At 46.4% G+C, this 26,132-nt stretch carries 24 protein-coding genes and 2 pseudogenes; 12 read left to right on the plus strand and 14 right to left on the minus strand.

Translation table 11 applies throughout. The features are described from left to right. Nucleotides 1-79: 79 nt before the first annotated feature. The 7 genes and pseudogenes from QUB56_RS31775 to QUB56_RS31805 all read right to left on the minus strand — a co-directional run. A pseudogene (locus QUB56_RS31775) lies at nucleotides 80-712 on the minus strand (IS701 family transposase); the annotation flags it as partial. A gap of 187 nt (nucleotides 713-899) precedes the next feature. Continuing rightward, nucleotides 900-1,118 (minus strand): hypothetical protein, encoded by a 219-nt coding sequence (locus tag QUB56_RS31780; protein WP_332960333.1) that lies wholly within the window; start codon nucleotides 1,116-1,118, stop codon nucleotides 900-902. Between the two features lie 144 nt (nucleotides 1,119-1,262). Continuing rightward, on the minus strand, nucleotides 1,263-2,480 hold the full coding sequence (locus QUB56_RS31785; protein ID WP_332960334.1) for a DNA double-strand break repair nuclease NurA: 1,218 nt from the start codon (nucleotides 2,478-2,480) through the stop codon (nucleotides 1,263-1,265). A gap of 647 nt (nucleotides 2,481-3,127) precedes the next feature. After that, the gene (locus tag QUB56_RS31790) at nucleotides 3,128-3,922 is read right to left on the minus strand and encodes an HAD family hydrolase (protein WP_332960335.1); all 795 of its coding nucleotides are present in this window, start codon (nucleotides 3,920-3,922) and stop codon (nucleotides 3,128-3,130) included. 257 nt (nucleotides 3,923-4,179) lie between these two features. Then, complete coding sequence (locus QUB56_RS31795; protein WP_332960336.1) at nucleotides 4,180-4,923, minus strand: DUF928 domain-containing protein; 744 nt, start codon at nucleotides 4,921-4,923, stop codon at nucleotides 4,180-4,182. Nucleotides 4,924-5,008: 85 nt separating this feature from the next. Next, a pseudogene (gene iscB / locus QUB56_RS31800) lies at nucleotides 5,009-6,276 on the minus strand (RNA-guided endonuclease IscB). 380 nt (nucleotides 6,277-6,656) lie between these two features. After that, nucleotides 6,657-7,397: a DUF928 domain-containing protein gene (locus QUB56_RS31805; protein ID WP_332960337.1), complete on the minus strand. Its 741-nt coding sequence runs from the start codon at nucleotides 7,395-7,397 to the stop codon at nucleotides 6,657-6,659. Nucleotides 7,398-7,735: 338 nt separating this feature from the next. On the opposite strand from QUB56_RS31805, the gene QUB56_RS31810 reads away from it, so the two are divergent. From QUB56_RS31810 to malQ, 4 genes are all read left to right on the plus strand, one after another. Beyond that, on the plus strand, nucleotides 7,736-9,526 hold the full coding sequence (locus QUB56_RS31810) for a CHASE2 domain-containing protein (RefSeq protein WP_332960338.1): 1,791 nt from the start codon (nucleotides 7,736-7,738) through the stop codon (nucleotides 9,524-9,526). A gap of 71 nt (nucleotides 9,527-9,597) precedes the next feature. Further along, nucleotides 9,598-10,356, plus strand: coding sequence for a MinD/ParA family protein (locus QUB56_RS31815; RefSeq protein ID WP_332960339.1), 759 nt, complete (start codon nucleotides 9,598-9,600; stop codon nucleotides 10,354-10,356). A gap of 202 nt (nucleotides 10,357-10,558) precedes the next feature. Then, nucleotides 10,559-10,684, plus strand: coding sequence for a photosystem II protein Y (locus QUB56_RS31820; protein WP_332960340.1), 126 nt, complete (start codon nucleotides 10,559-10,561; stop codon nucleotides 10,682-10,684). 468 nt (nucleotides 10,685-11,152) lie between these two features. Beyond that, nucleotides 11,153-12,661: a 4-alpha-glucanotransferase gene (malQ, locus tag QUB56_RS31825; protein ID WP_332960341.1), complete on the plus strand. Its 1,509-nt coding sequence runs from the start codon at nucleotides 11,153-11,155 to the stop codon at nucleotides 12,659-12,661. A gap of 157 nt (nucleotides 12,662-12,818) precedes the next feature. On the opposite strand, the gene QUB56_RS31830 is transcribed toward malQ, so the two are convergent. Together QUB56_RS31830 and QUB56_RS31835 are read right to left on the minus strand one after the other, a co-directional pair. Continuing rightward, a complete protein-coding gene (locus tag QUB56_RS31830) occupies nucleotides 12,819-13,700 on the minus strand; it encodes a RodZ domain-containing protein (RefSeq protein ID WP_332960342.1) in 882 nt (293 codons plus the stop codon). Then, nucleotides 13,697-14,491 (minus strand): pseudouridine synthase, encoded by a 795-nt coding sequence (locus QUB56_RS31835; RefSeq protein WP_332960356.1) that lies wholly within the window; start codon nucleotides 14,489-14,491, stop codon nucleotides 13,697-13,699. Before QUB56_RS31835 ends, QUB56_RS31830 begins: the two co-directional genes overlap by 4 nt. A 111-nt stretch (nucleotides 14,492-14,602) precedes the next feature. Between QUB56_RS31835 and QUB56_RS31840 the strand changes: the two genes are divergently transcribed. Both QUB56_RS31840 and QUB56_RS31845 read left to right on the plus strand, forming a co-directional pair. Next, nucleotides 14,603-14,740 carry a hypothetical protein gene (locus QUB56_RS31840; RefSeq protein ID WP_332960343.1) on the plus strand — a complete coding sequence of 46 codons (138 nt, stop codon included), beginning with the start codon at nucleotides 14,603-14,605 and terminating at the stop codon, nucleotides 14,738-14,740. A 279-nt stretch (nucleotides 14,741-15,019) separates the two neighbouring features. Beyond that, a complete protein-coding gene (locus QUB56_RS31845) occupies nucleotides 15,020-15,883 on the plus strand; it encodes a DUF2993 domain-containing protein (protein ID WP_332960344.1) in 864 nt (287 codons plus the stop codon). Between the two features lie 226 nt (nucleotides 15,884-16,109). On the opposite strand, the gene QUB56_RS31850 is transcribed toward QUB56_RS31845, so the two are convergent. The 3 genes from QUB56_RS31850 to QUB56_RS31860 all read right to left on the minus strand — a co-directional run bounded on the left by QUB56_RS31850 (nucleotide 16,110) and on the right by QUB56_RS31860 (nucleotide 19,619). After that, nucleotides 16,110-17,027, minus strand: coding sequence for a phosphatidate cytidylyltransferase (locus QUB56_RS31850; protein ID WP_332960345.1), 918 nt, complete (start codon nucleotides 17,025-17,027; stop codon nucleotides 16,110-16,112). Between the two features lie 315 nt (nucleotides 17,028-17,342). After that, nucleotides 17,343-17,936: a precorrin-6Y C5,15-methyltransferase subunit CbiT gene (gene cbiT / locus QUB56_RS31855; RefSeq protein ID WP_332960346.1), complete on the minus strand. Its 594-nt coding sequence runs from the start codon at nucleotides 17,934-17,936 to the stop codon at nucleotides 17,343-17,345. A gap of 99 nt (nucleotides 17,937-18,035) precedes the next feature. Beyond that, nucleotides 18,036-19,619, minus strand: coding sequence for an aminotransferase class I/II-fold pyridoxal phosphate-dependent enzyme (locus tag QUB56_RS31860; protein ID WP_332960347.1), 1,584 nt, complete (start codon nucleotides 19,617-19,619; stop codon nucleotides 18,036-18,038). 358 nt (nucleotides 19,620-19,977) lie between these two features. On the opposite strand from QUB56_RS31860, the gene QUB56_RS31865 reads away from it, so the two are divergent. The 3 genes from QUB56_RS31865 (at nucleotide 19,978) to QUB56_RS31875 (ending at nucleotide 21,872) form a co-directional block, all read left to right on the plus strand. Then, entirely contained in the window at nucleotides 19,978-20,226 is a 249-nt protein-coding gene (locus tag QUB56_RS31865; RefSeq protein WP_332960348.1) for a gamma-aminobutyric acid A receptor, epsilon-like protein, read from the plus strand. A 167-nt stretch (nucleotides 20,227-20,393) separates the two neighbouring features. Then, nucleotides 20,394-21,485, plus strand: a complete 1,092-nt coding sequence (ychF, locus tag QUB56_RS31870; RefSeq protein ID WP_332960349.1) for a redox-regulated ATPase YchF — start codon at nucleotides 20,394-20,396, stop codon at nucleotides 21,483-21,485. 21 nt (nucleotides 21,486-21,506) lie between these two features. After that, on the plus strand, nucleotides 21,507-21,872 hold the full coding sequence (locus QUB56_RS31875; RefSeq protein ID WP_332960350.1) for a phage holin family protein: 366 nt from the start codon (nucleotides 21,507-21,509) through the stop codon (nucleotides 21,870-21,872). Nucleotides 21,873-22,357: 485 nt separating this feature from the next. Here the strand turns inward: QUB56_RS31875 and QUB56_RS31880 are convergent, their stop codons facing one another. Together QUB56_RS31880 and QUB56_RS31885 are read right to left on the minus strand one after the other, a co-directional pair. Continuing rightward, nucleotides 22,358-22,810 (minus strand): DUF3531 family protein, encoded by a 453-nt coding sequence (locus QUB56_RS31880; protein ID WP_332960351.1) that lies wholly within the window; start codon nucleotides 22,808-22,810, stop codon nucleotides 22,358-22,360. A 15-nt stretch (nucleotides 22,811-22,825) separates the two neighbouring features. After that, nucleotides 22,826-23,842 carry a Sll0314/Alr1548 family TPR repeat-containing protein gene (locus QUB56_RS31885; protein ID WP_332960352.1) on the minus strand — a complete coding sequence of 339 codons (1,017 nt, stop codon included), beginning with the start codon at nucleotides 23,840-23,842 and terminating at the stop codon, nucleotides 22,826-22,828. A gap of 194 nt (nucleotides 23,843-24,036) precedes the next feature. Between QUB56_RS31885 and QUB56_RS31890 the strand changes: the two genes are divergently transcribed. From QUB56_RS31890 to rsmG, 3 genes are all read left to right on the plus strand, one after another. Further along, nucleotides 24,037-24,225, plus strand: coding sequence for a hypothetical protein (locus tag QUB56_RS31890; RefSeq protein WP_332960353.1), 189 nt, complete (start codon nucleotides 24,037-24,039; stop codon nucleotides 24,223-24,225). Next, nucleotides 24,225-24,890 (plus strand): energy-coupling factor ABC transporter ATP-binding protein, encoded by a 666-nt coding sequence (locus tag QUB56_RS31895; protein WP_332960354.1) that lies wholly within the window; start codon nucleotides 24,225-24,227, stop codon nucleotides 24,888-24,890. Before QUB56_RS31890 ends, QUB56_RS31895 begins: the two co-directional genes overlap by 1 nt. Nucleotides 24,891-25,088: 198 nt before the next feature. Next, nucleotides 25,089-25,838, plus strand: a complete 750-nt coding sequence (gene rsmG / locus QUB56_RS31900; protein WP_332960355.1) for a 16S rRNA (guanine(527)-N(7))-methyltransferase RsmG — start codon at nucleotides 25,089-25,091, stop codon at nucleotides 25,836-25,838. Nucleotides 25,839-26,132 lie beyond the last annotated feature (294 nt).

Below are 26,132 nucleotides of genomic sequence, written 5' to 3' on the forward strand. Positions count from 1 at the left end.
TTTTAAAAACTTGAGAAATCGCGTATTAGCTTGCTTTGATCATTAGATAAAGTTATCAGCATAAGTTCGGGAGAGCCGCATAATTTAGTTGCAATTCATTCAGGACATTGATGAAGGTACTGTGGCTTTCTCCGTAAAGGCTATCTGCTAATACTAATTTAAACCTCAAGCCAATCTCTTGTAAGTATCTAATCATTTTTACGGCTATCTTTGGCTTGCTTAAATATGTATCTTCCTCCCGTAACTTCTCTTTTGGTTTATAGACTTCAAATGTCAACGGAAAAGTCATCCCCTCCAGTAAACCATAGGCTGTGACTGCCACTATTCCATTCTCTATTTTTCCTAAATTACCGATGTACTGCCGTTTCACATAGTCGGTTGTTTCTCCTTTTTTTCTATCTCCTGTTTCATCAATAATTAGCGTAATTTCTCGACCTGCCAATACTTGTAGTATTAGCTTTAATCTTGTTTGCCTTAGTTGCTCTAATTTCCAAGGCGATTCAGTTAGGAAATGTAATAGTCCTTGCTCGTTGCTTAACCCGGTGACACCTGCTATTGCTGGTAATGTTTTACGTTTAATGTCGGAAATCATCCCTACATGGAGGTATTTAAACGCTTCAAAACTTCTTACTTCTGGAAATAGTTTTTTATACCATTGACAGTAATCGTCTAAGAATTTTATTGTCGATGCAGGTTCTCTTGCCCCAAACATAACCCAGCTAACGTTTTGCGACACTTTACTCTATTATTTTGTCATAAGAGTGATGGAAGAGCGATATATCAAGTCTGATAGTGAATACCCTGTAAGTTGGGTTGAGGAATGCAACCCAAGACTATCGATTTGAGATTTTAAATTTGTCCTCGAATCTCAAATCTCAAATCTAAAATCTCAAATCGGATCACTTGCCTGAAATCATTTTCCCCAGGGTTTCCGGCAGGTGAATTATATGTTGCAAAAGCTGGTTTGGTCCGATGCCAAACAATAACTGCATCGCCAGCACAATAGCTGCTAAAGAAATCGCTGTTCCGATGCTGGCTTTCAACACTTTAAAAGCCCAATTAAACACCAGCCAAGATACAAGTAAGGAAGCAATTAAGATAATTATTTCTATGGGCATATAACATTTTTAACTCAATATAAACTCTACATAACTTACGCATCAATACTAAACAAACCTAGTTTTTTATCAGTGTTAAAGCCTCAAATCTAGCATTTACGTAAAAAACAGGTTTCTGCGTCCAGAACTACTCTACTTATTACTTTAAGCAATACTGCCGCGTTTCCGTGTTTCCTTATAAGAAATTCCCACATTTTTCAAACCAGCTTTAATCATTTGCTGCTCTAACAAAGCGAAAAAGCGAGTTCGATCGCCACCCGTGACTACCGCTTGATTGTGAGCTTCTGCTAGCGTCACCGGATAGCCGCCGCCTTTGTGTACCTGAGCCAGCATCATTCCCAAAGCTAAATCTAGCTGTGCTGTATCTTGTGCTACCCATTCCGGCACTTCTATCCTAGCAATTTCTGTGCCGACGTGAACGTAACAGAAATAAACTGAATTGAGACCGTACAAATCTAAGATTCGAGCTTGGGATTTCCATAAAGGACTTCTTTGTCCGGGGGACAGAATTGTTGCCCACAAAATGGCATCGCGCAAGGGTTCAAATTCTTGACAAGGTGCTTTTTCGGCGAAAGAAATTGTGGCGGCAAATCCGACGTTCGGGCAATTTGTCATGCAGTCTGGTACTTCGTGGGTGCAAGCTTCAAACCGCAAAAAAGATAAGCTTTCGCTGCTGCGAGAAGCGCTTAAGTATCCTAACAGAGGAATTCCTACTAAACGCAACTTGTCCCAAGCTTCTAAAATTGGCTGCAAAATTTGATCGCGCGCTTCGCTGGGTAACTGTTCCAAAAACCAATAAATCAGGGAACCGTCTACCATGGCTAAAGCTGGCGCGGGCAATTTATTGTCGTTAACTTTTGCCCAATTTTCGCCCATTTCTGCCAAGGCAATTGCTTCGGAAACGGCGCGCCGGTATCCCATCCATTCTTCGGTTCTAATTCCCCACTGCCGCGAACCGTACAAGTCTTCGGGTTTGTAGAAAACCTCGGGCACGCTGTCTAAAACTGGGTGGCGACTTTGCCCGTAGTGTAGCATGACAGTGCCGACGTTTAGCAAGTAGCAGTAGGCTATTTCGTGATGGTTGGGGGAAATTTGCGAGCCGTCTGTGGCAAAGACTGTGTGAGCGGCGGGGGGTGGGGTGATGTAGGTGCGATCGTCTAAGGGCTCGATCGGCTTGGCAGCATTAAATAAAGTGCGATCGCGCCAACTCTCTTGCAATTCCACCAATTTTTCCTGTTCTGTTGCCGCCTTAATCAGCAAATTCTGAGCCACTTCCAAACGCTGACGAGCCGCCTGAGCTTCCACATTCAAATGTTGGCTCATTCCCTGCATTGCCTTGGCTGCTTTAGTTAAATCGAGCATTGGTTTTAAGTCTCAATATTAGAAAGCTTTCAATTTTAGTTCGCGATCGCACTGGCGCCATCCGAAACCCGATTCCTTCGTTGATTTCTCGTTACCAAACCGAAAACTGGTAAAAATCGGATTTCTCACCCGATGAGAAAGATTTTAAGTTGATGAGAGCGATCGCTCTCGTGGCAAAAGCTAAACCCGCTTTATTGGTAGATTTGTCCTTACTAAACCCAAAACTCGTATCAACCGGGTTTTTATGCCCCACCTGTGGGCCCTGAACTGAGAAATTATCAAAACAATTTTCAAATTGTCGGTTACCAAGCTTGCTTTTTTTGCCAGCCATCGGTTTTGATGGACGAAAATATTTCCTTGCTGCCCCAGAAACTGTAAAAAAAATTAGTTTCTCAGGTCAAGAATACCTGCAAGACTGTATCAAAAAAAATTTGATTTTTTGGGTCTAGATTCTGGCTTTTTTGGGCAATTTTTGTTATATTTATCTTATAATGGGAATCTATCCAAAAATAATATTTTTCCAACCATCCCATTATATAAAAATACCATACCATCGCCGCAAAAGTCAACAAAAAAAATGTAAAATTTTGTGATTTTTTTGACTCTGACAAGCAAAAAACACTTCCTACCTGCAAACAAATCTAACATCAACATTCGGCCGGCAGCCAATCGGCAAAATCTCCGGCAAACTGCGACAGAGAAAGCAATTGAACGGGTGGGTTTTGGGCGACAGATTCCCGTTCTGGCAAAGTATTGTAACCCCAATCAGCCAAAAATAACCTCACTTGAGATAAATCCGGCTGCTGCTTCACCGACAGCAAAGTTTTTAAGCGGTCTTCCACAAACCAAATAGTCGAATCTTTGCCAGAGGCTGCCAAAAATTCCCGCAAAGTTTGGTGTTTCGGCTTGTTGTATTCCTTGCCAAAAATCAACTCAGACGGCATTTGTACGCCTGCTAGCTGCAAAATTTCCCGCACAAAACGACCTTCCTTCGTAGTGACGATCGCCACTTTCACCGAACTCTCCTGCAAGGATTGCAAGCGAGCGGCCACCCCTGGATAAAAGCGGTGCAGAGACAGCCACCCAGCTAAATCCTCAGCAATCCAATTATCGCGCAATCCGTCTAACATAGCGCCGACAGACTGCGCTTTCAAATTATTTTCGGTCAATAAATGCGGTACTATATTGGGCCACTCCAGCAAAATTTGCTCTTGGGAAAAGCCTGTCAGCAGTGCGCGGATCAGCAGCGGCATTTCCCAACCAGTTTCGATGGCGGGCCGCACTCGGTAAAAACTCAAAGCTAAATCTGCATCTGGCACTGTTTCGACTGGTTTCCAGATTTGACAGTAGGTACGCCAAGCTGTTTGGAAATATTCGATTAGTCCGTCACAAATCACACCGTCAAAATCAAGAGCTAGAATTGTCGGAAAGTTATTAGCCATCAATCAATCGATTTTAGATTTTAGATTTTAGATTTTGGATTGAATAATTGAAGGATTGAAGGATTGAAGAATTGAAGAATTGGAGAATTGAAGAAAGCGCTCTCACGGATTAATCCGGGGACTTGTTATCCGACACTATGTTTTTTAGTTCTGCCCGTATAAATCCGGAGGCTTCTACCCTGGCTGCTTTCGGTCACTGGATTGAAGAATTGAAGAATTGACTGTGCAAACACTCAGCAGTGATTAGTCAAGAGTCGTTATTCAAAAGACTGAACTAGGGGTTGATCGGCAATCGATTCTAGTCCTTGGGACTGCAACAAATGCGTCCACTCGGCCCTGGGTCCGGAATCATCGGGTGCGAGGCGCCGCATTTGGGCTAGAGTAGCAAGAGTATCGTACCAAATCCCATTTTTAGCATAAGCGATCGCCCTAGCCATAGGGTCAGCATTTGCCAAATCGTTCTTGAGAGTTTCCTGCGGTTCAATTCGCTGCACGATTCCTTCAACAAAATAATTCCCCGATGGATCCTTGTCATCGCAAACCACCGAAAACGACCACCGATATCGCTGGCCAATCTCAAGAGATTTTTGGCGAGCGCTGATAGCAGGAATACTAACCTCAACTATCCCGGGTTTGTCAACTTTGAAAGTAGTTTTGTAAACCTCGGTTCCTTTTTCATCGGGAGCTTGTAAAGTAAACTCGACTTGAGTCGAAGAGGGAGAAACGTAGGCAAAGAATGTTGGCGACTCTCCTAGCGTTAAACCATCATTGCTTTTAGGTATTAAAGGAATAATAGATAAATCCTTGGGACAAGCCTCGCCTCGATGCGTCCCCCCTTGCCGGTTGTCGGGGGCTGTTACATCTGGGGGTGGGAAATTAACATTCTGACTCAGGAGAATTGGTGCAGGCACAGCCTGCATCGGTGTAAGCAAACTGGAGAGAGTAACTGCGATCGCAAATACAGCCATCGCCAGTGCAGTAAAATTTAGAAAACGCTTCATAAAAAAATTCGGTAAGTGGGTTCGGAGCGCGTCTTTAGACTGCTCGTGGGAAACGACACGGGGAGTTCAATAAGCGAGTGAATCTTCATAATGCGTAACCATAGCCATCTTTGCGATGGACAATTTCGCCGTATCGGTGGCTGATTCCTGGAACTAATTCTGATCCTGAAATATTGAATCAGCCAGTTGAACCCCAGGCAACATGACCCACATATTTACTTATTTTCTTACCAGTCGTAACCACCGCTTTTACGATATCACAGTTTGAAAACCTTTGACAGACTTGTTTCTCGGAACATACCGAGATGCGAATCCAAACTTATCCGTGTCGCCGATCTGACGAGTTGGGTGTCCCGTCAATTTAATTAACAGCGACTGGTGTGTGAGAACTTCTAACGATTCCACTTGACCCACACAGGCAACATCAAGCCAATGGGTTTTAGGTAGTTGTAATCGAGTACGGTTGAACTTAGTCACCCCACCAGAACCAGTCACCACAGGCAATCCCGTTTCTTTCAGGCGATTAAACAAAGCCTATCGAGTCGAATTTACAGCAGCCTCCTTGAGGGGACGTTTAGCTTGTGCAAGAATGCGCTTCCGACTATCAGGTTTTTTAGCTAAAAACTGTTTAATGTTTTTAGCTTCTTTCTTTTGGTTGCACGAAGGGCACGCAAGGCAGAGATTAGAAATTCGATTGCTTCCACCCTTGGCTCTCGGATAAATATGCTTAACTGGCCATGCTATATTTTCAACACCGAAGTAAGCACATTTTCTCTCGCACTTATTGAGTAAATACTCACGAATTTCGTAACCTAGCACTTCTCATTGTTAATATTAAATCCTTGAAACTTTAGGAGTTTCTAATTGTTGTAGGTCAAATCGGACAATCTCTTGAACGATTGAACCGATAGGTGCAAGTGGAAGCAATTTATTGACCCAAGTTAGAGTTTTTTCTGGTCGATGTTGCAAGGATGGTCCTAACCAACTCTTGGGACGGGTGCGATTCAAGAACCTTGCTTGGCAGTATGGTGTGTGACGATTTATTCGTGAGCGACGCAACTCGTTTCGGGATTCAAGACTTGTTTTGATCGATTGACGGCGATGGGTTAACGCTGCCCCAATGACGACTTTTTCCCCCTGCACTAATGCGATACCTTTGGTTTGAGAGCCGGGGTCTATTTTTAAAGTGATTGATTCAGGGGTTCCTGTTACTACCACTTTTAAAATGATCGTAAACGGCTCCCTCCGAAATACAGCAGCTTTTCCGGCGTTCAACAACCTACGTGCTTTACCGGGATGAATCGGTAAGAGTAGTCGTTTCTCGGTATCTAGAACAAAAACAAGATTAGACATTTTAAGTCCTCCCTTGCGGGGTAAAGTTAGCTTCGACCTGGTTATCTGGGTTCTTGCGGCTTACAACAATGTTGAGCGTGAGTTGAGAACTGTTTAATTGAAAGCGACACAGCGGGAAACTAGCGTCGCATTGAAGGAATGTTTTGACCCTGATAACGGAGTCCGTGAAGACTTAGGCCCGTTAGTATAGCTTGCAAACTATTCTGGCACGCTAGCATCCCTTTAGGGCTGAGTTATTGACTCTTTCACCAAATTGTAGAGATGTGATAGATCACATCTCTACTTTTAAGCCGGAGTTTTAACCCGGCCGCGAGCGGGTAAATTTGTCAATTTTCACATAGCCATAGGAAGACTGACAAAACTTCAACAAATACTGAGCTTTAAAGAGGCTGAACCAGCAGCGGTTGAGCGGCAACTGATTCCAGTCCTTGGGACTCCAACAATTGCGTCCACTTGGCTGTCAGCCTCGCGTCCCCGGGTGTCTGGCGCCGCATTTGGGCTAAAGTAGCGAGAGTTTCGTACCAAATCCCATTTTTAGCGTAAACGTTGAGCCTAGTGATCTGGTCGGCATTTGCCAAATCGCTCTTGAGAGTTGCCTGGGGTTCAATTCGCTGCACGAACCCTTTAACAACTAAATCTCCCGATCGGTCTTCGGGGTCGCAAACTAGCGAAAATGACCATACGTATCGCTTACCAACTTCAAGGGATTTGTTCTTACCCATAGCAGGAATGGTTACTCCAACAATCCCAGATTTGTCAAGTTTAAAAGTTTTTTCGTAGACCACGTCCTCTTCCTTATCGTTGAGGACAGTAAACTCTATTTTTGCCGAGGTTTGAGGAACATAGACAAAAATTGTGGGAGACTCTGTTAGGGTTAAACCGATATTAGTTGGAGGCACTAATGGAGTAATAGACAAACCCGCCGGACAAAGCTTGCTGCCGCGATGTGTCCCTCCTTGTCGGCTGGTGGGGGCTGTTACGTCGGGAGCCTGGAAATTAACATTTTGACTCAGCAGAAGCGGCTGGGCTTGTGCCCGCATCGGTGCAAGTGAACTGGGGAGGGTCGCTGCCATCGCAGATACGGCGACCGCAAGTGTAGCTTGATGTAGAAAACGTTTCATTTTGTTGTACCTTTCACTATAATATTGCAAACACAGGTATTTGCTGATGGCGACAAATATTTTGGAGCTGCTAGTAGATGGCGTAGATACACAATTTTAATCTTCACATATTATCCATAACATTAATTAATTCGATCGGCAAGGGGATTCTCCCTCGGGAAAATCCGCCAACCTAGGTCGCCAGTATCATTGCATACAGTTGCTGGCTGCCCACTGTAAAATTTTGTTACAAAGCGGTCGGAGTTGCTGGGTGTCCTAAGATGGAGGAAGTCTCCGGGAGGCGGCAAAGGCGAAACAACTGCTGTTCCAGAAACAAGTCAAACTTTTATGCTGGGATAATGAGTAAAATATCTAACAAAATTCGATCGGCAGCGACTCAAGTGAGTCAAATGTATAAACCATCACTAGCATTTGCTAAGTCTGTATTAATTGCCAGCGCGGCAGTAACATTATCCTTGATGGGGGCCAGACAGCTAGGAATACTCGAACCAATAGAATTAAGCGTTTACGACCAAATGGTGAGGTGGCGTCCCGAGGAACAGCCAGACTCGCGCTTGCTAGTTGTGGGGATTACCGAAGGAGACATTCAGAAACTGAACCAGTGGCCGATATCCGATCGCAAAATTGCTGAAATCTTACAAAAACTGGAAAAAATGCAGCCTGCAGTCATCGGTTTAGATGTACTGCGAGACGTACCTTTAGGAGACGGGCGCGAGGAATTAACTAAAGTTTTACAAAAAAGCGATCGAATTATCGGGGTATGTTTAGTCACCGACGGCAGCCGGGACAATCCCGGTTCTCCGCCTCCGCCGGGAATGCCAGAAAACCGGGTGGGATTTGCCGATTTTGGAATCGATCCAGGCGGCATACTCCGCAGGTCTTTATTATTTATGAAACCACCGACAATTCAGGGCAAATCCTCGGTAGACAAACATCTTTGCAATGATGACTCTCAAGTTTTAGCTTCCTTCAACCTCCAGCTAGCACTCCGCTACCTGCAAGGGCAAAAAATTTATCCCCACCTGGCACCCGATCAATCTTTATGGCTGGGAAAAACCAAATTAAAACGACTAGAAAGCAATGACGGAGGATACACAAATGCCGATGCCAGGGGATATCAAATATTAATTAACTATCGTTCCCGGCTGAAAGTCGCAAACCAAGTCAGAATTACGGATGTTTTAGAAGGGAAAGTTGACCCGCATTTAGTTAAAGATAAAATAGTTCTGATCGGTTACACCTCAGAAACCGTTAAAGATGTATTTTATACTCCTTACAGTGGGCGACAGCAAAACAACCAATACATGCCGGGGATCGTGGCACACGCACAAGTAGTCAGCCAAATTTTGAGTGCAGTTCTAGACAACAGGCCGATGTTTTGGTTTTGGCCGGAATGGGCAGAAATATTGTGGATTTCGGGATGGTCAATTGTGGGAGGAACCTTGGCATCGCGGATAGCTCACCCAGCGAAGTTGGGGGGGACATTCGCAGCAATGCTGTCCGGGTGCTGCGCGATCGGCTTTGGGATTTTTCTGTTGGGAGGGTGGGTGCCTGTGGCAGCGCCAGCCTTAGCATTAATCCTAGCTGCCAGTAGCATAGTATCAGCAGACAGATTTAATAAAGCCGGATACGGGAAAGCGATTAGGGAGCGAGTAAAACAAGTCTTCAAAATCGAAATAGACCAAGCCAAAAAAGCACAGCAAGTCGCAGAAATCACAGAATCTGATTTCTTTAAAGAATTGCAGCAAAAGAAAGATAAACTGAGGATTAGCAAACAAGAAACCTCTGAAAAAGCACCTTCCGAACCCCAAAAAATAACTGCTGGTGTCCCAGAGCTTCCCAAAGCCGAAAGTCAGACAGACGAATACTTAGCTCAGTTGGAGGAAAAAGCCAAACAGCAGAAGCAGCGCGTCGCCGTGACTGAATTGGAAAGCAGCTCAAAAACGGGTGTGGCTCCTGATGCCGGCGGCGGTGCTAGTTCAGCCGAAACCAAACCCGATGACGAGTTCAGCCATTTGCAAGCCAAAGCCAAACAGATGCGGCAGCGCAGAGGCGCAGAAAAGAGGATACAAGATGAAAAAATTGATAGTTTAGCAAACAAGGAGGATTTGGGGGACAAGGAAGAATGACAGAGAACTCGACTGCATCGAGAATTGCATCATAATTAATTCTCGCCGTTTCTTACCCTCATACGCAGATCATGTCCAAAATCATCTCTGTCCACTCTTACCGCGGCGGAACTGGCAAATCGAACACGACAGCAAACCTGGCAGCTATTATCGCTCGCGGCGGAAATCGGGTCGCCATTGTGGACACCGACATTCAATCGCCGGGGATTCACGTGCTGTTCGGTTTCAGCGAGAGCAACATGGATCGCTGCCTGAACGATTACCTGTGGGGCCGGTGTCCGATCGGGGATACAGCCTACAATGTGAGTTCGCAGCTGCCAAAATTAGCCAGTAACGGCACCCTTTACCTGATTCCTTCGAGCATTAAAGCAGGGGAGATAGCGCGAGTTTTGCGCGAAGGCTACGATGTGGGACTGCTTACCGACGGCTTTCAAGAACTGATCGATTGTCTGGACTTAGACTACCTATTTATCGACACGCACCCGGGGCTCAACGAAGAAACCCTCCTCAGCATCACCATTTCCGATATCCTGCTGCTGATTCTGCGTCCGGATCAGCAAGATTTTCAGGGAACTGCTGTCACGGTAGATGTGGCCCGAAAATTAGAAGTTCCCAAGATTTTGATGACGATCAATAAAGCCCCTGAATCCCTAGATTTTGAGGATTTGAAGCAGCAAGTAGAGAAGATTTTCAACATCCCAGTTGCAGGGGTGCTGCCCCACAGCGACAAGATGATGCTTCTCGCCAGCCAGGGGGTGTTTGTGCTGCACTTCCCTAAAGATCCTCTAACTCAGGTGGTGGAAGGGATTGCGAAACAGATTTTGGAATAAGTGGTGCAGCGAATGTCGAGATCCGCGCTTGGCTTGAGTTTCGATCTCAATTCTTCGGCAGCGATGTCCTCCTGCGTCTGGGGCTGCTGGCGGAGGAACTTTCAAAGGCGACAATATTTAGTTAAAGAGTTAGGAGAATGGCGACAAAATGAGATACAAATAGATTATGAGAATTTGTTAAAAAACTTTAGGAGGAGAACTCATGGATTTTGACTTCCGCATACTAATAGTATTGATGCCCGTATTGTTGGCGGGCGGCTGGGCAGCTTACAACATAGGCACTTTAGCTCTCAAACAAGTGCAGAAAATGTTTAACAACCAAGCTTAAACTCAGCCTCTTTTCAGGTAATTCCGCAGCCGACTGTTTTTTGATATACAAAACAGCCGGCTGATTTGTGCATAGGCTCTGCTTAAGTGATGGCTGATTTTTGGCAGGGGGACAATTTACTACTGCAGAGAGATGGGGCGAAAGCGAAAGGAAAGTTATCTTGAAAAATTAGGCAAAAACCGGGTGCGATCGACCAAAATACTTTGTTGCAGCAGAGGAGGGTGGGTAAAAAAACCGGCGTTGCTTCATCGAGGCGATCGCGTAACTCTGCTTTTTGAGCTTTTGGGTTCTACTCAGAAGTTTTGAGTAGAGTGCCATAAAAATATTTGGCAAGCACGCTCTGGCAGAAAATATGAGACAATCACAAAAGTATTTGCCCTGACAATCGCCCTAAAAACTGCGGAGTTTAACTGGTAGGGAATATTGGTCAAATTGTCAATGTTTAATTCCTATATCTTTAGATAGATTATGCTTTTTCCCCGATCGAGCGGCTTGCTACTCCACCCCACATCCTTTCCCAGCCGATTTGGCATTGGGGACATGGGAATAGAAGCATATCGCTTTATTGACTTTTTAGTAGAGAGCGACCAGCAATACTGGCAGGTATTGCCGTTGGGGCCGACAGGATACGGCAATTCTCCTTATTCGTGCTATTCAGCAATGGCGGGAAATCCGCTGCTGATCAACCCAGAACTGCTGCGGGACGACCAATTGCTCGCCGATGAAGACTTCGCTAATTTACCAGAATTTCCGCTCGATTATGTAGACTTCGAGCGGGCGATCGCCCTGAAAGTACCTTTGCTCAAAAAAGCTTGCGAAAACTTCAAAGCCAACGCATCGCCGGTGCAGCAAAAAGAATTCTCAGCTTTTTGCGAAAGTAAAGAGAATTGGCTGGAAGATTACGCCTTATTTATGGCACTAAAAGACAACTTTGGCGGTGTTAGCTGGAACAATTGGGAACCAGAAATTGCCCGCCGAGAACCAGAGTCTCTAGAGAAGTGGCGCCAGCAGCTAAATGCTGAAATCTATTACTACAAATACGTCCAGTTTGAGTTTTTTCGCCAGTGGACGGAGTTGAAACGCTATGCCAATCTGCGGGACATTAAAATTATTGGCGACATTCCGATTTATGTAGCTCACGACAGCGCAGATGTGTGGTCTCATCGAGAAATATTCTGCTTGCATGAAGCCACCGGAGAACCAGCTTTAATGGCCGGAGTGCCCCCGGATTACTTCAGCGCCACAGGTCAATTGTGGGGGAACCCAGTATACAATTGGGAGAAGTTGCAAGCAAATAATTTTGAGTGGTGGGTGGAGCGTTTTGAAGCGATTTTCGCTTATGTAGACGTGACTCGGATCGACCACTTTCGAGGATTTGAGGCTTACTGGGCGGTGAAGCGCGGGCAAGAAACTGCTATGTACGGAGAGTGGATTAAAGCGCCGGGAACAGCTTTGTTGGATCTAATCAACCAGAAGTTTGGCAACTTGCCGATTATCGCTGAGGATTTAGGGGTAATTACTCCAGAAGTGGAAGCTTTGCGCGATCGATACGAGTTTCCAGGAATGAAGATTTTGCAGTTTGCTTTCGGCGCGGGCCCTGGCGATCCTTTCTTGCCTTTCAACTACGATCGCAACTGCGTAGTTTACACAGGCACCCACGACAACGACACGACTGTCGGCTGGTTCAATCAACTGTCAAACTACGAAAGAGATGAGGTTTTGCGTTATTTGGGCTGCATCGATCCCCAAGGAATCCACTGGTCTTTAATCCGCATGGGTTGGATGTCTATTGCTAATATGGCAATTGTGCCGTTTCAAGATTTGTTGGGGTTGGATACAGACGCGCGGATGAATTTTCCGGGGAAACCTGAGGGAAATTGGGGCTGGCGGTATCGACCCGAAGCTTTAAACAGGGAAGTGGGCGATCGGCTCAAAAGCATGACTTACATCTCCGGACGCGCTCCCGATAAAAATTGATCGTCGGGAATGGGTAGTTGGTAATGGGTAATTGTTAATGGGTAATGGGTAATTGGTAAGGAGTCAATAAAGACGGAGACTCTAATTAAAAGCTGTGACTGCCAGCCATTACCTATTTCCGATTACCCATGAACAATTACCACTTAAAAATTAACAATTAACCTTCATTCTTGGGCTTTTCTGAAGGCTTTAGTTCCTCTGCTTTAAAAACAACTTCTTTGACGACTCCCGGAACTCCGAGTAGTTCGGCTTGTCCGTTATTAACAGCAATCATTACTCCACCGGCGTTACCAGCTACAACTACCAATTGCTTTTGAGCCTGCCAGGTGCGCACAGTTCCTGAAGGCAAAACTCCCTCAAACTCTGTTTTGCCATCGACTTCAACCTGCATCCACGATTCTGCTTTAAAAGTGAGGCTAACCATAACTGGTTTATTGCCAGATGTATCTAATTTTTGACCGGTTTTTGCTGCTTCCACAGTGGCGTAACTCTCCGGTTTCTGAGTTTTTGAGACCCTCGATGCCTCAGCAGCGGCGCGAGCTTGTTGTTGCTGTTCAAGTGCGAGTTCTTCGGCTGCCGCACCGTTTTTTGCAGTCACAGAACTGCCCATCAACTGAGATAAGACATTGACTGAACAGATAATTAGAAATGTATAAAAGAGGTACAGGTGGATCGGCCGCAACTGAGGCCCGTCTTGCCACGATAGCTTGGTTTTCGATCGAGGTGGCGGTTCGATGGGGAAAAACTCGGCAAACTGACTTCCGTCCAAACCCATTGCTTCAGCGTAGCGCTTGATCAAACCCTGAGTGTAGACGGGTTCGGGAAGTTGGTCGAGTTGACCGTCCTCAATGGCTTGCAGCAGATTCCGCCGAATCATTGTTACTAGGGCTACTTTGTCCAAACAAATCGAATGCTGTTCGCGGTACTGGCGGAGTTGAGCCCCTATTTCCGCTAACTTCTTCTGAGCTGGTTCTGGCTCTTGGGAGTGCAGTTTCTTCTTAGTTGTTTTGAAGAATAAAAACAATAAATTCTTTGTCATATGCTGTGCTCCTGGGAATTTACTGGCACGCTTATTGATGTTAGGTTGACTAGATTCCATAAATAAATAATTTCCGAATCTTCTAGGGGTCGGTAGCAGCCTGGTGGCAATATTGGCAATTCGGGCCGCTGCAATTGAATCGGGCCGATGGCGGTGCGGTGCAGGCGCACCACAGGATATCCCAACTGCTCGGCTGTTCGCCGAATCTGTCGGTTTCTGCCTTCTGATAGAATGACTTCTAACAGAGTTTGCTCGCGGGCGCGATCGAGAATTCTAACTTTCGCGGGCAAAGTCTTTCTGCCTGACAAGATGATGCCCTGACGCCACGCTTGCAGTATGGGTTCCGGGGGCTCGCCCAACACCCACACCTGATAAGTTTTGGCGATCGAGTGACGCGGATGGGTCAAACAAAATGTCAGCTTACCATCATTGGTGAGCAAGAGGGCACCGGTGGAATCTGCATCTAAGCGTCCTACGGGGTGGATGCCTTGACCCGAGCGCAGTTGGGGCGGCAGCAAGTCGAGAACTTTCGATCGGGCTCTGGGATCGCTGCATGTAGAAACGACGCCTGCCGGTTTGTTGAGCAACAGATAAACCTGTGACGGTCGATCCGTTGGTTTTACCGGGACTCCATCGACTTCGATCAGATCCCGAGCGGGGTTCGCTTTTTCTCCTAAGCGAACAATATTGCCATTAACTCGGACTCGTCCAGCTACAATCATCTGTTCTGCAAGACGGCGAGAGGCTATGCCCCACTGGGCGAGGATTTTTTGCAGCCTTTCATCAGACATGACGGGAGTGTGGAAACCCCCAACTCGCGAGCGGTGGGGGAGGAAACAGGACACGGTTAATTGATTAACCGATGCTGGCAATGCTCAATTTCAGGTTGGGAATAAATTATAATGCTCGACCAATCCTTGCAGGGCGTTGCGCCATGTAAAGATTGTCCTGATGGCATGACCCTGAATGTTGTGCAAAAACTACGAGGAAAAGACTCGCGGCAGGCACAGGCTTGCACCGTTGGTTTGCGGCTAATTTGAGAGGTTTGGGTCTGCCCCGACCCTAAACCAACACTACCATAAATCCCGTACTCCTGGTTAAATTTATACGCTCGATCGCGAATTTTTCCTGGGGATCGCACAACTCGCGAAGGAAGGAGAGATCAAAAAGCCAGAAAGGGTGAGAATTTTTCTGCTTCTGGCTTGCTGATTCGACATTTCTGCTTGCTTTGGGAACTATATAGGACTTGCGCTCATCAACCCGGTTTCGCCAGAAGAATCAGAGGTTGACGGCGATATATCTATGAAGAAACCTGGTTAATGAGACCGGATGCGCAAGTTCGAGTTAAATTTCTGTGCTTGAATATTAAGGTTTATATTCTGAAATTGTTTATGACTGTCGATCGAAACTCTCTTCAATTTGACAATAGAGATGGCGCTGCTGGCTCTGGTGGGGCTGTTAATCTCGGCTTTGAGCCTGGGAAACATAAGCCGAGTCAAGGCAGCCGGATCGCGAGCGCCGTGCTGTCTCCGGCGGTACAGTTGTGGCTGCGATCGCAAGTTCAGCAGGTGGACGAGTTGAAGGTGAAAATTGAGGGGAGCGATCGACAAATCTTCAGCGGTGCGATCCCCAAAGTAACGGCTGCCGCGAGGGGTGCCGTGTATAAAGGACTACACCTAACTGAAGTTGCCCTAGAGGGCTGTGGCATTCGCATCAACCTGGGTCAAGCTCTCAAAGGCCAACCCCTGCGTCTGGTGGAATCCGTTCCGGTGGCAGGCATTTTGAGGCTGAGTCAAGCGGATTTGAATGCGTCGCTGAAAGCGCCTTTGCTTGCTGATGCTTTGAGCGAATTTTTGCGGACGATGCTGCCGCTAACAGATGGGGAAAAGTCGCTGAAGTTGCAAAATTCGCAGATTGCAATTGAGAGGGGTTTGTTGACGCTTTCGGCGGCAATTTTGCGCGCTGGCGGTAGGCAAATTCCTTTGGTATTGCGGACTGGTTTGCGGATGACCAGCGGTCGCGAATTGATGTTTGAAGCACCAGAAATCGAAATGGATGGAGAATTAAAGAGCAGTGATTTCAATGATTTTAAAATTGATTTTGGACCTGAAGTTGAGATAGAAGAGTTGATTTTGAGTCCGGGGGAGATTGTTTGTCGGGGAGGAATTAGAGTTTTGCCTTAGTTAGTTAACTGTTGACTGTTGACTTTAACCTTAGTTAGTTAACTGTTGACTGTTGACTGTTGACTTTAACCTTAGTTAGTTAACTGTTGACTGTTGACTGTTGACTTTAACCTTGGTTAGTTAACTGTTGACTGTTGACTGTTGACTTTAACCTTCCACGCACAGCTTGGGAATACATAGCCAATTCCCAATGCCAAATTCCCCATTCCCAATTCTCAATTCCCAATTAGCGGGCGATGAGGTAAGAGTCGATCGCGGGCAACAGTAAAGTGACAAAATAGTAGACTAAGGGTGCGGTAAAAACATAACTGTCGGTGCGATCGAGAATGCCGCCGTGACCGGGTATCAACTGTCCCGAATCCTTAACACCGGCGTCTCGCTTCATCATCGACTCTGTTAAATCTCCCAACAGGCTAGCAACGCCAATCAACAGACCAAAAGCAGCCCCAGTATACGGCCACCCCGGCCAGTGCAAATACCAAGACCCAGCGACGGCTACGGCGATGCTGCCGCAAACTCCGAATACAGCACCTTCAACGGTTTTTTTGGGGCTGATGTGGGACAGGCTAGTGCGGCCGAAGAATTTGCCGACAAAATAAGCCCCAATGTCAGCGGCCCAGATGCAGAGGAAAGCCAGCAGCAGCGAAGTCAATCCTAGAGAAATGTGGCCCGAAGTTGTCCAAGACGGCGGTGAGTAAATGTTAACGGGCAAATTGCTTGCTACTGCTTGGCCCAGTTTAGTTGTAGCAAGATTGTCTGGGTCGATGCCGACTCGCAGCCGTATCCAATAGCTGGGCAAATAACCGCCGTAGAACAATCCTAAAATTGAGGAGGCAATATCGGCGATCGTAGATAATTTAGGTTGGAATAACAGGTAGAAACAGATTAAGGTTCCGGCTAGGGGGAACATGGCATCTACGAGTTGCGGTGCTAGGGCGGCAGTAATTAGCAGGCCTTGACTGACGGCTAAGGTAGTTTTGGCAGCGGGTGCAATGCCTTTAGCCCTGGCTAATTCAAAATATTCCAATTGGCCTAGGTAGACGATGACCCCAAAGCCGACGGTGAAGTACCATCCCCCCATAATAATCATTCCCAAAGCAAGGGCGATCGCAACTATTCCACTGAGGATACGAGACCAAGGCATAAAATGAATTTCTCTTGCAGACGGCGGCGGGTCATTCGATTTTGGATTTTGGATTTTGGATTTTGGATTTTGGATTTTTCAAGAGCACGAGTTTCTCCCTTGCACAGCTAACCCCCATTTCCAATCGGCGATCCAAAATCTCAACTCAGGCGGTCAATCCAGCTATGGTCGCCCTTATTCTTAAGTATGAAGGTTAAGTGAACTTAAAAAAGATTAAGAATTACATTTAGTCTTTAGTCATATGCCATAAAGCCTCCGGGCCCACATCATCATCTTTGATTTGGTGTGCGAGTACGTGACTCTAATGACTGACGGCTAATCCAGCTTTTCGCCGCTGAGAATAAATATGGGATTGACGGCGGCAAAGGTTTGACTCAGGCCGCGAGTCTCCAAGCGGTTGACGGCGGACTGGACTACTTCGATGTTGCGGACTTGCAACTCGGCGAACCCTTCGGAAATGGCGTAAAGATTTTCTAAATTGCCAGCGGTAGCGACAACTCTACCGTGGAGTGGCAAGTACCGCCAGACTTCTTGGAGAATGGCTTTAATGGGGCGACCTCCTTCGATGCAGACTCGGTGGGGGGGTTGGGGCAGGTTTTTGAGGCATTCCGGGGCACTGCCTTCTATGACTTCTACGTTGTCGAGATCGAATCGATCGCAATTTCTGCGAATCAAGCTTGCTACTTCTTCGTCCCTTTCGACGGCGATAATCCGACCTTTGGGACACAGCAAACCTGTTTCTACGGCGATCGTACCAGTACCTGCACCGATGTCCCACAACACTGAGTCTGCTTGCAGCCGCAGGTGGGAGAGTAACAGCAGTCGGACTTCTCGCTTACTCATGGGAATTCCCGGTAAACGTTCAAATAAGTCATCGGGAATGCCTGGAGTGACGTAGGGCCAAAGCATAGTTCTATTTTTGATTTTTGATTTTTGATTGAAGCAAGACCGAAGTTGGAACTAGCGGAAGAAGTAGAAATTCTCCCCATTTCCCCCAAGGCTTAATATTTACTGTCGCACAACCTTGAGAGTTTGGAGGCCTCTATCGCTGCAACCTGTGATTTTGCCGCCGGCGGTAAGGACTTGTTGCAGGTAGTCAAGGGCTTCTGGGGTAATGATTTCACCGGGCATCAGGACTGGTATTCCTGGGGGGTAGGGACATATGAGTTCGGCGCACAGGCGATCGACTGCTTTGTCTGCGGGTACTGTTTCCGCTGGCAAAAAGAAGGCTTCCCGGGGGGAGAGGAGAGGGGGAGAGGGGGAGAGTGGGAGAGTGGGAGAGGGGGCAAATCTTCCATCGGACATCGGACTTCTTCTCTGGGACTTCTTCTCTGGGACTTCTTCTCTGGGACTTCTTCTCTGGGACTTCTTCCTGACATCCGTTACATCCGTTACAGAATCCGTTGCCGAACTTCCTTCTTCCTTCTTCCTTCTTCCTTCTAAAATCGTCAAAGCTTTAACTAGATTGTCGATATCTGTTTCTGTATTGCCCAAGCTGATAATAAATGTTAGATGTTGCGGCATTGGTAATTCTGCGGTGACGGCGAGTTGAGAGTGCAGAATTTCATCGGCGGCAAATCCTGTGATTCCTAAATCTGATACTTTTACTGTTAGCCTGGTTCTGTCTAATGCTGCAAAACCCGGCGTATTTAACGGTTCTAAAACTGATAAGCCGGGAATTTGACTGATGCGCGATCGCGCTTTTTCTGCTAGCTGTAAAGTTTGAGTCATTAATTGTTCGCCGTGGAGTGCGATTTGTTGGCGGGCTGCGTCTAGGGATGCTAATAGTATGTAACTCGGGCTGGTGGATTGTACTAACTGCAATGCTCTATTTAATTTTTGGATATCTATGCGATCGCCCTTGAGGTGCAGCATCGATGCTTGTGTCATTGCACCGAGGGTTTTGTGGATTGATTGTACTGTTAAATCGGCACCGCCTGATAGTGCCGGTTCTGGCAACTTTGGATGAAAGTTAAAGTGCGCGCCGTGGGCTTCGTCTACTAATAACGGTATGTTGTATTGATGGGTAATTTGGGCGATCGCCCGCAAATTGCCGCAGACGCCGTGATAGGTTGGGTAAACCATCATTACTGCTTTCGCGTCGGGATGTTGTTCTAATGCGGAGGCTGTCACTTCTGGGGTGATGCTGTTAGCAATATCCCAATCCGGGTTGTACTCTGGATTGACAAAAATTGGAATTGCACCGGATAAAATTAAACCAGAAATTGCCGAGGAGTGGATATTTCGAGGCAAGATAATTTTATCTCCGGGGCCGCTTGTCGCTAAGATGGCGGCGATAATTCCGCAAGTCGAACCGTTGACCAAAAACCGAGTTGATTGTCCTCCAAATGCTTCGGCGGCTAAGTCTTGAGCTTCGGCAATTGCACCTTCTGGATTAAAGAGATTGTCTAACTCCGGCAATTCCGGCAAATCCGAGCGAAATACTGTGGCACCAAATAAGTCAACTAGCGGGTCTGAGATTCCTTCTCCGCGTTTATGTCCGGGGGCGTAGAATGGGGCGTGGGGATGATTTGTGCGATCGCGCAAAGCATCTAATAGAGGGGTTTTTGTTTGAGAGTTTGCTGGTGACACGATTAATCTTGATTGCTGTATTTGATATCTAAGTAGAGCGATAGGAAAAAACCATAATATCTTGTAGGGGCGGGCCCGGCCAGTATCTTTACTCTCAGGCAGTTTATTGCTTTACTCATGCGCCCTCCCCATCTAATCTTTATTTGTAACCACCTACTTAGTTTAAGACCAAAGGCATAATTTGCTGCGGACGTAATAGTTAATTATAGCTATTTAGATAGATGTTGTCGCCGCAATCTTGCGTTTAAAATTATGAGATAAAACAATACCACAACAGAGTTATTTTTGTTGAAAAATATAGCTAGAAGTGGCGACAAAATGTTTTTGGAACATCTTTATTAGCGAGTAAAACACTAACATGATTTTTCCCAACCCTAGTCCGTTGCCAGGCCCGCAGATTCCCAGTACCGAACCGGGGCTGCCGACTATACCCGCATCGCCACCAGTGCCGGGCCCCGTACCCGAACCGATTCCCGGCCCCGTACCCGAACCGGTACCTGCGCCAATTCCGCAGCCAATTCCCGAACCGGTGCCGGAAACCGTCCCCTCTCCGATTCCTCAGACAGTGCCGGAACCTATTCCTCAGACAATCCCTGAACCTGTGTAAATTATGTAGGGCTTACGCACCTATTCCCGGTTTTTGCGACAAATCTGGGGTTTGGCTGGGAGATATTCGCACAGAAACTGGGTTGATCGCCGCGCGTCCGTAAGTCCTGTCCTATATATTGCGGATACTTATGATATTTTGAAACAGTGATATGTTTCTAAATAGCTATGCTTACTGCCGGAATTGTCGGACTGCCTAATGTTGGCAAATCTACTTTGTTTAATGCTCTGGTTGCTAATGCCAAGGCGACTGCTGCTAATTTTCCTTTCTGTACGATCGAGCCAAATACGGGTGTCGTGGCAGTGCCAGACGAACGGTTGAACGTGCTGAGCAATATTAGCAATTCCGCGCAAACTGTGCCGACGCGGATGGAGTTTGTGGATATTGCGGGTTTGGTGAAGGGGGCGAGTCAGGGAGAAGGATTGGGAAATCAGTTTTTATCTCACATCCGGGCCGTAGATGCGATCGTCCACGTTGTCCGCTGTTTTGACAATGATGATATTATTCACGTTGCGGGTTCTGTCGAGCCCCAGCGAGATATTGACATTATCAATCTCGAATTAATTTTAGCAGACTTAGCTCAAATTGAACGCAGGCTCGATCGCACTCGCAAGCTGGCCCGCAACAATAAGGAAGCTCAGGCAGAAGTGGATGTGCTCGAAAAATTGGTGGCTGTTTTGAATGCGGGGAAACCGGCGCGGCAGTACAGTTTCACAGATGAAGAAGCTGAATTAGTTAAAGGTTTAGAATTACTGACCAACAAACCAGTTATCTATGCTGCTAACGTGTCTGAGGACGATTTAGCAACGGGAAATAGCTATGTCGAACAAGTGCGGGAAGTAGCAAAAGCAGAAAATGCTAAGGTTGTCATAGTTTCGGCGCAAGTTGAGTCAGAATTGGTGGAGTTATCCGAGGAAGAACGAACGGATTTCCTAGAATCTCTGGGGGTAAAAGAAGGGGGATTGAAATCTCTGATTCGAGCTACTTACGAATTATTGGGTTTGCGGACTTATTTTACTAGCGGCCCAAAGGAAACTCGCGCTTGGACGATTATCGCGGGAATGTTAGCACCGCAAGCTGCAGGGGTGATTCACTCGGATTTTGAACGGGGTTTCATCCGGGCCGAAACTGTAGCATATGAAGATTTGGTTGCTACGGGCGCGATGAATGCGGCTAAGGAAAAAGGCTTAGTTCGCAGTGAAGGTAAAGAGTATGTTGTACAAGAGGGGGATGTGCTGTTGTTTCGATTTAATGTTTAGCTTTTTTAAGGAGATTGGCACATGGATATCATTTCGCTGGTAATTGCTTGGCTGGTAACATCGGTGAGCTTTTTTATTATTTCCAAGTTGCCCATCGGGGTGGATATTGACACTTTTGGAAAAGCGATGATTTCGGCGGCGGTTTTTGGATTGCTAAATGCTTTGGTGCGGCCGGTTTTTGTGGTTTTGGGTTTTCCATTGGTGTTGGTAACTTTTGGTTTGTGGATAATTGTTATCAACGCGATTATCTTTGGATTAGCGGCTTGGCTAGTCGAAGGATTTCGCTTGCGCTGGGGAATTTGGAGTGCTTTGCTGGGGGCGATTACCCTCGGTTTTATTAACTCTCTTCTCTATCAGGTGTTGAGTACGCTGCCAAAGGTACGGTAGATCGAGGTAATGCGGTAGAGGCCGGTTTATCTATCTTGTTAGCTATAGCAAATATCTCTAGTTAACTGGTTCCTAGCCTCTGCCTAGGAATCAAGATCCACAGGCTCTGCGTCGCTTTCCCATCAGCAAAATAGGAGGCAGAGCCTCCGGATCTTTGTTACCAGGCAGAGCCTAGTAACGAGTAGAATATCTCTAGTTAACTGGTTCCTAGCCTCTGCCTAGGAATCAAGGTCCACAGGCTCTGCGTCGCTTTGCCAGCAGCAAAATAGGAGGCAGAGCCTCCGGATCTTTGTTACCAGGCAGAGCCTAGTAACGAGTAGAATATCTCTAGTTAATTGGTTCCTAGGCTCTGCCTAGGAATCAATGTTCAGAGGCTCAGCCTCGCTTTGCCATCAGCAAAATAGGAGGCAGAGCCTCCGGATCTTTGTTACCAGGCAGAGCCTAGTAACGAGTAGAATCCGCCCCTAATGAGTAATGAGTAATCACTAATTATCAGCAGCAAAAGCCTCTCGACGGCGACTGTTGTCAACGGGCCAGTCTGTATTTTCCCCGCCAATAATGAGTTTTTCAATCGTTACGAATTCTTTGCTCAGTTGTTGGAACACATTAATCAAAACATCGAGGCCGATTGCGTCGCTAGTGCCCAAATCAAACCAGCAGCGAGCCCAAGAACCTTGATACTCCATTTCTCCCATATTGTGCATCAAAGCCATCATACTTTGGTCGGCCAGATTAACATCGTAATTCATCTGACTGATATCTAAGCCTTCATCTTGAACTTGCAAATTTTCCGCATTAAATCCTCCGAGTTTTCCCAAGAAAAACCATGAGTCAAACACTTCTTCAACATACTGTTTTTCACCGTTTGAAGGCACGTTGCTGAACTTCACCCAAATCCAGAGGTCAAAGGGGTTAAACTCGCGAAACTCTACTTGCATAGTTTTTTGGTGTTTTTATAGTGGTGGTAAGGCGGCCGGTCCCCAGAGTCCATTTGCATCTCTAATTTTATCGCGCATCGGGTCGCAGTCGCGAGATTTGCTGTCGAGACGGTTGCGGGTTCTGCACTGCTGAAAGAAGATTTCGGCTACTAAACTGCGCGGCAGTTGGTCGGGTTTTGCTAAGGCTGCGTCCAAGTTTTTTCTGGCTTCTTCAAGTAAGGTTTTGTTACTGTCTTTCCCCTGAGATTGGGAAAACAAGATTTGTGCTTTTAGATAGAGAATTTCGGGATTATTGGGCGTTTCTGCTAGGGATTTGTTGGCAAACTCTAAAGCGCGATCGTACTTTTTCAAGTCTCGATAGCCTAGTGCCATGCCGCGATAAGCTAAGTAGCGGGGAAAGGCTTTTTGTTCGAGTCTTTGAATTGCTTCGTTGGGGTTGGAAAAGGGCAGGTTTGTGGCTAGCATTAAGTCCATGTAGCCTTTGATTAGGTTGAGCTCTGGGTCGTTGGGCGCTATTTTATCGGCGGCATCTAGGTATTGAAATACTACTCGCAATTTGTTGAGTGCTTGGGGCGCGCCTTTGGCTGTTCCTTCTTGGGCTATAATGTTCGCCCCTTCTAGAAAGTGACCTGCTGCTGTGTAAAGGTTGCCGCGCAAGGGATTGGTTTTCGTCAATTTTTCGCCGACTTCGCGGGTTTTTTGCGCGTAGGAATTCATCGAGTTGAAGTCTTTTTCGATGTAGGATAGGGAGGCTGCCATTGCATAGGCTAGCGGCTCGTTTGGTTCGGCTGATAGTGCTTGTTGAACTTGAGTTTTTCCTTGTTTGTAGTTTCCTTGCTGAAACATTGTTTTGAAAGCGGTTTCGGTGTTGGGCCCGATCGCCTGCGGGTTGCTGCTGCGAAAGGGATCGCCCGCTAATGCTGAGTTAATGCAGATGCCCAGGGCGATCGCTCCTGCACAGGCGATCGCCCGCACTGTCTGTTTACAACTTAACATTTGCTTGCCTAGCGATGCTAAAGGGGTTTTCGTCATCGTCAATTCTCTCAATGGAATATACTGTAAACTAGAAACAAGAGAGTTAAAATGTCAGACTATCGGGCCCGGACAAAAAAAGAGTAAAACTTGCTTGATTTTTCCCAGTTGTTACGGTATATTTTAATAATGGGAGTGTGAGTTATAATATATGAACAGACAGATTTCCATTATTAAAATATACCATGAAAAAAATGAAAAATCAAACTCCCAAGCTGAAAAAAAACAAAAATTTTTGTAAATATTTATGTAAAATAATAGTGGGCGATCGGCAACAGCCAGAAAAAGCCTTAACTATTAATAGCACAAATCGGTTAAATCCGTTAAATCCCGTACACGGCTCGTTGCCGAACTACCTTCTCCCCAACTACCAATTGCGTTAATGCTTTATCTAAAAAACTTAGTATATCATCCTACAGCCTGTCCGAATGCTATTCTGAAAAATATTAACTTAGAACTTCCCTCGCAGCAAATGGGGCTGATTGTTGGTCGCAGCGGTTCAGGCAAAAGTACGCTCTTAGAAATATTAGCAGGTTTAGCGGAAAAAACTAGCGGCGACATCCGCTGGCGCGAACAGGAATTAACACCAGAACACTTACAACAGTTAGGAGGTTTAGTGTTCCAGTTTCCAGAAAGGCATTTTTGCGGAGGCACAATTTTAGAAGAATTGCGACTGGGACATCCTGAATTGGGACAAGAACAAATCAACAAAGCAATGGCAGAAGTGGGACTCGGACATTTGCCGCTGCGGGCTTCCCCCCACGCTTTGAGCGGCGGCCAACAGCGCAGGGTAGCGCTGGCGGTGCAGCTAATTCGGCAGCCGCATTTACTACTTTTAGACGAACCGACGGCGGGTTTGGATTGGTCGATGCGCAGGCAGTTGGTAAGCTTGTTGAGCAAGTTGAAAAGTCACTGGACTTTGTTGATTGTTACTCACGATGCTAGCGATTTGCTGAGCGTTGCCGATCGCTTTTGGACTTTAGACCACGGGGATTTGCAAGAGGTCGATCGCGCTACATTAGAGGCTAAGGAAACCAGTTGCGTTTAATTTTTCGGGCGTTTCTAATGGTTTCTCGGCCCGCTCGAATTCGCGTCAAAGTCAATTGGCGGCGAATAGACTTCGCGTCTACACCAACTTTCGTCCACTCCTAGCGGACTGAAGAAATTCTCGGCGAATATTATTCGCTCCTACATAAACTTTCGTCCGAGTAGAGGGGACTGGATAAAAGAGTGGAAATAAAATCTGATGAATGAGATTAAAATGCCTGTATTGCCCCAGATGAACGAGTTGTGGCAAAAAACGCTGAATTGGCAGCCTGATGAGTCGCAGCAGCAACAATTTCAGCGGCTTTATGAGTTAATTGTCGAGGGCAATCGCTCCTTGAATTTAACTCGAATTACCGAACCGATCGAGTTTTGGGAAAAACATTTGTGGGATTCTCTGCGGGGAATTGCCAGACTGCTGCCAGCTAATAACAGTGTAGGGGAAAATCACAAATTGTCCGCAGAGTCGGTGGAGAAAGTTATTGATATTGGCACTGGTGGGGGTTTTCCGGGTCTGCCGACCGCGATCGCCCTGCCGCAACTATCAGTTACTTTGCTCGATTCTACTCGCAAAAAAATTACTTTTTTAGAAACAGTTTTGCCGTCTTTAGGCATAGAAAATGCTGCGACTTTGTTGGGCAGAGCCGATGAAATTGCCCGAGAACCGCAGCACAAACAAGCTTACGATCTCGCACTTCTGAGAGCAGTTGGAGCCGCTCCTCTTTGCGCTAAATGCGCGCTGCCTCTGCTGAAAAATGGCGGTTTGGCTGTACTTTACCGTGGGAATTGGACGGTGGAGGAAGAGACTCAGTTGCAAAGTGCGATCGAGCATTTGGGCGGCACGGTTGAGTCAGTCGAAGCATTCACAACGCCGACGAGTCAGAGCGCGCGGCACTGCGTTTACTTGCGGAAAGTTGTAACGCAGTTAGAGCGTCCCGCTCGCTCGCTATAGCCGTTTTTCAATGGTTTATAACACGAAACCAGGTTGAATTATTTCTCTGTTCTGTGAGTCTCGCGTTGCGCGGACTTTGTTAGTATAAGTAGGTGTTGTAAAACACCATTATGTAAACGATTGTAAAGTATCCTTAGCCCTAAGCGTGGCTAAGTTAGCCCTGTTTACATACTGTTACATAGCTCGGCTTAATCCCGCTTACCTACTTAGACAACCGAATAATACCATTTTGCCAAATAAGTGCTACAATGCCAGAAAAATAAGGGATATTTTATGAAGGTCAACTATCAAGAA

Source organism: Microcoleus sp. AR_TQ3_B6, assembly GCF_036702785.1.
Taxonomy (GTDB): Bacteria; Cyanobacteriota; Cyanobacteriia; order Cyanobacteriales; family Microcoleaceae; genus Microcoleus.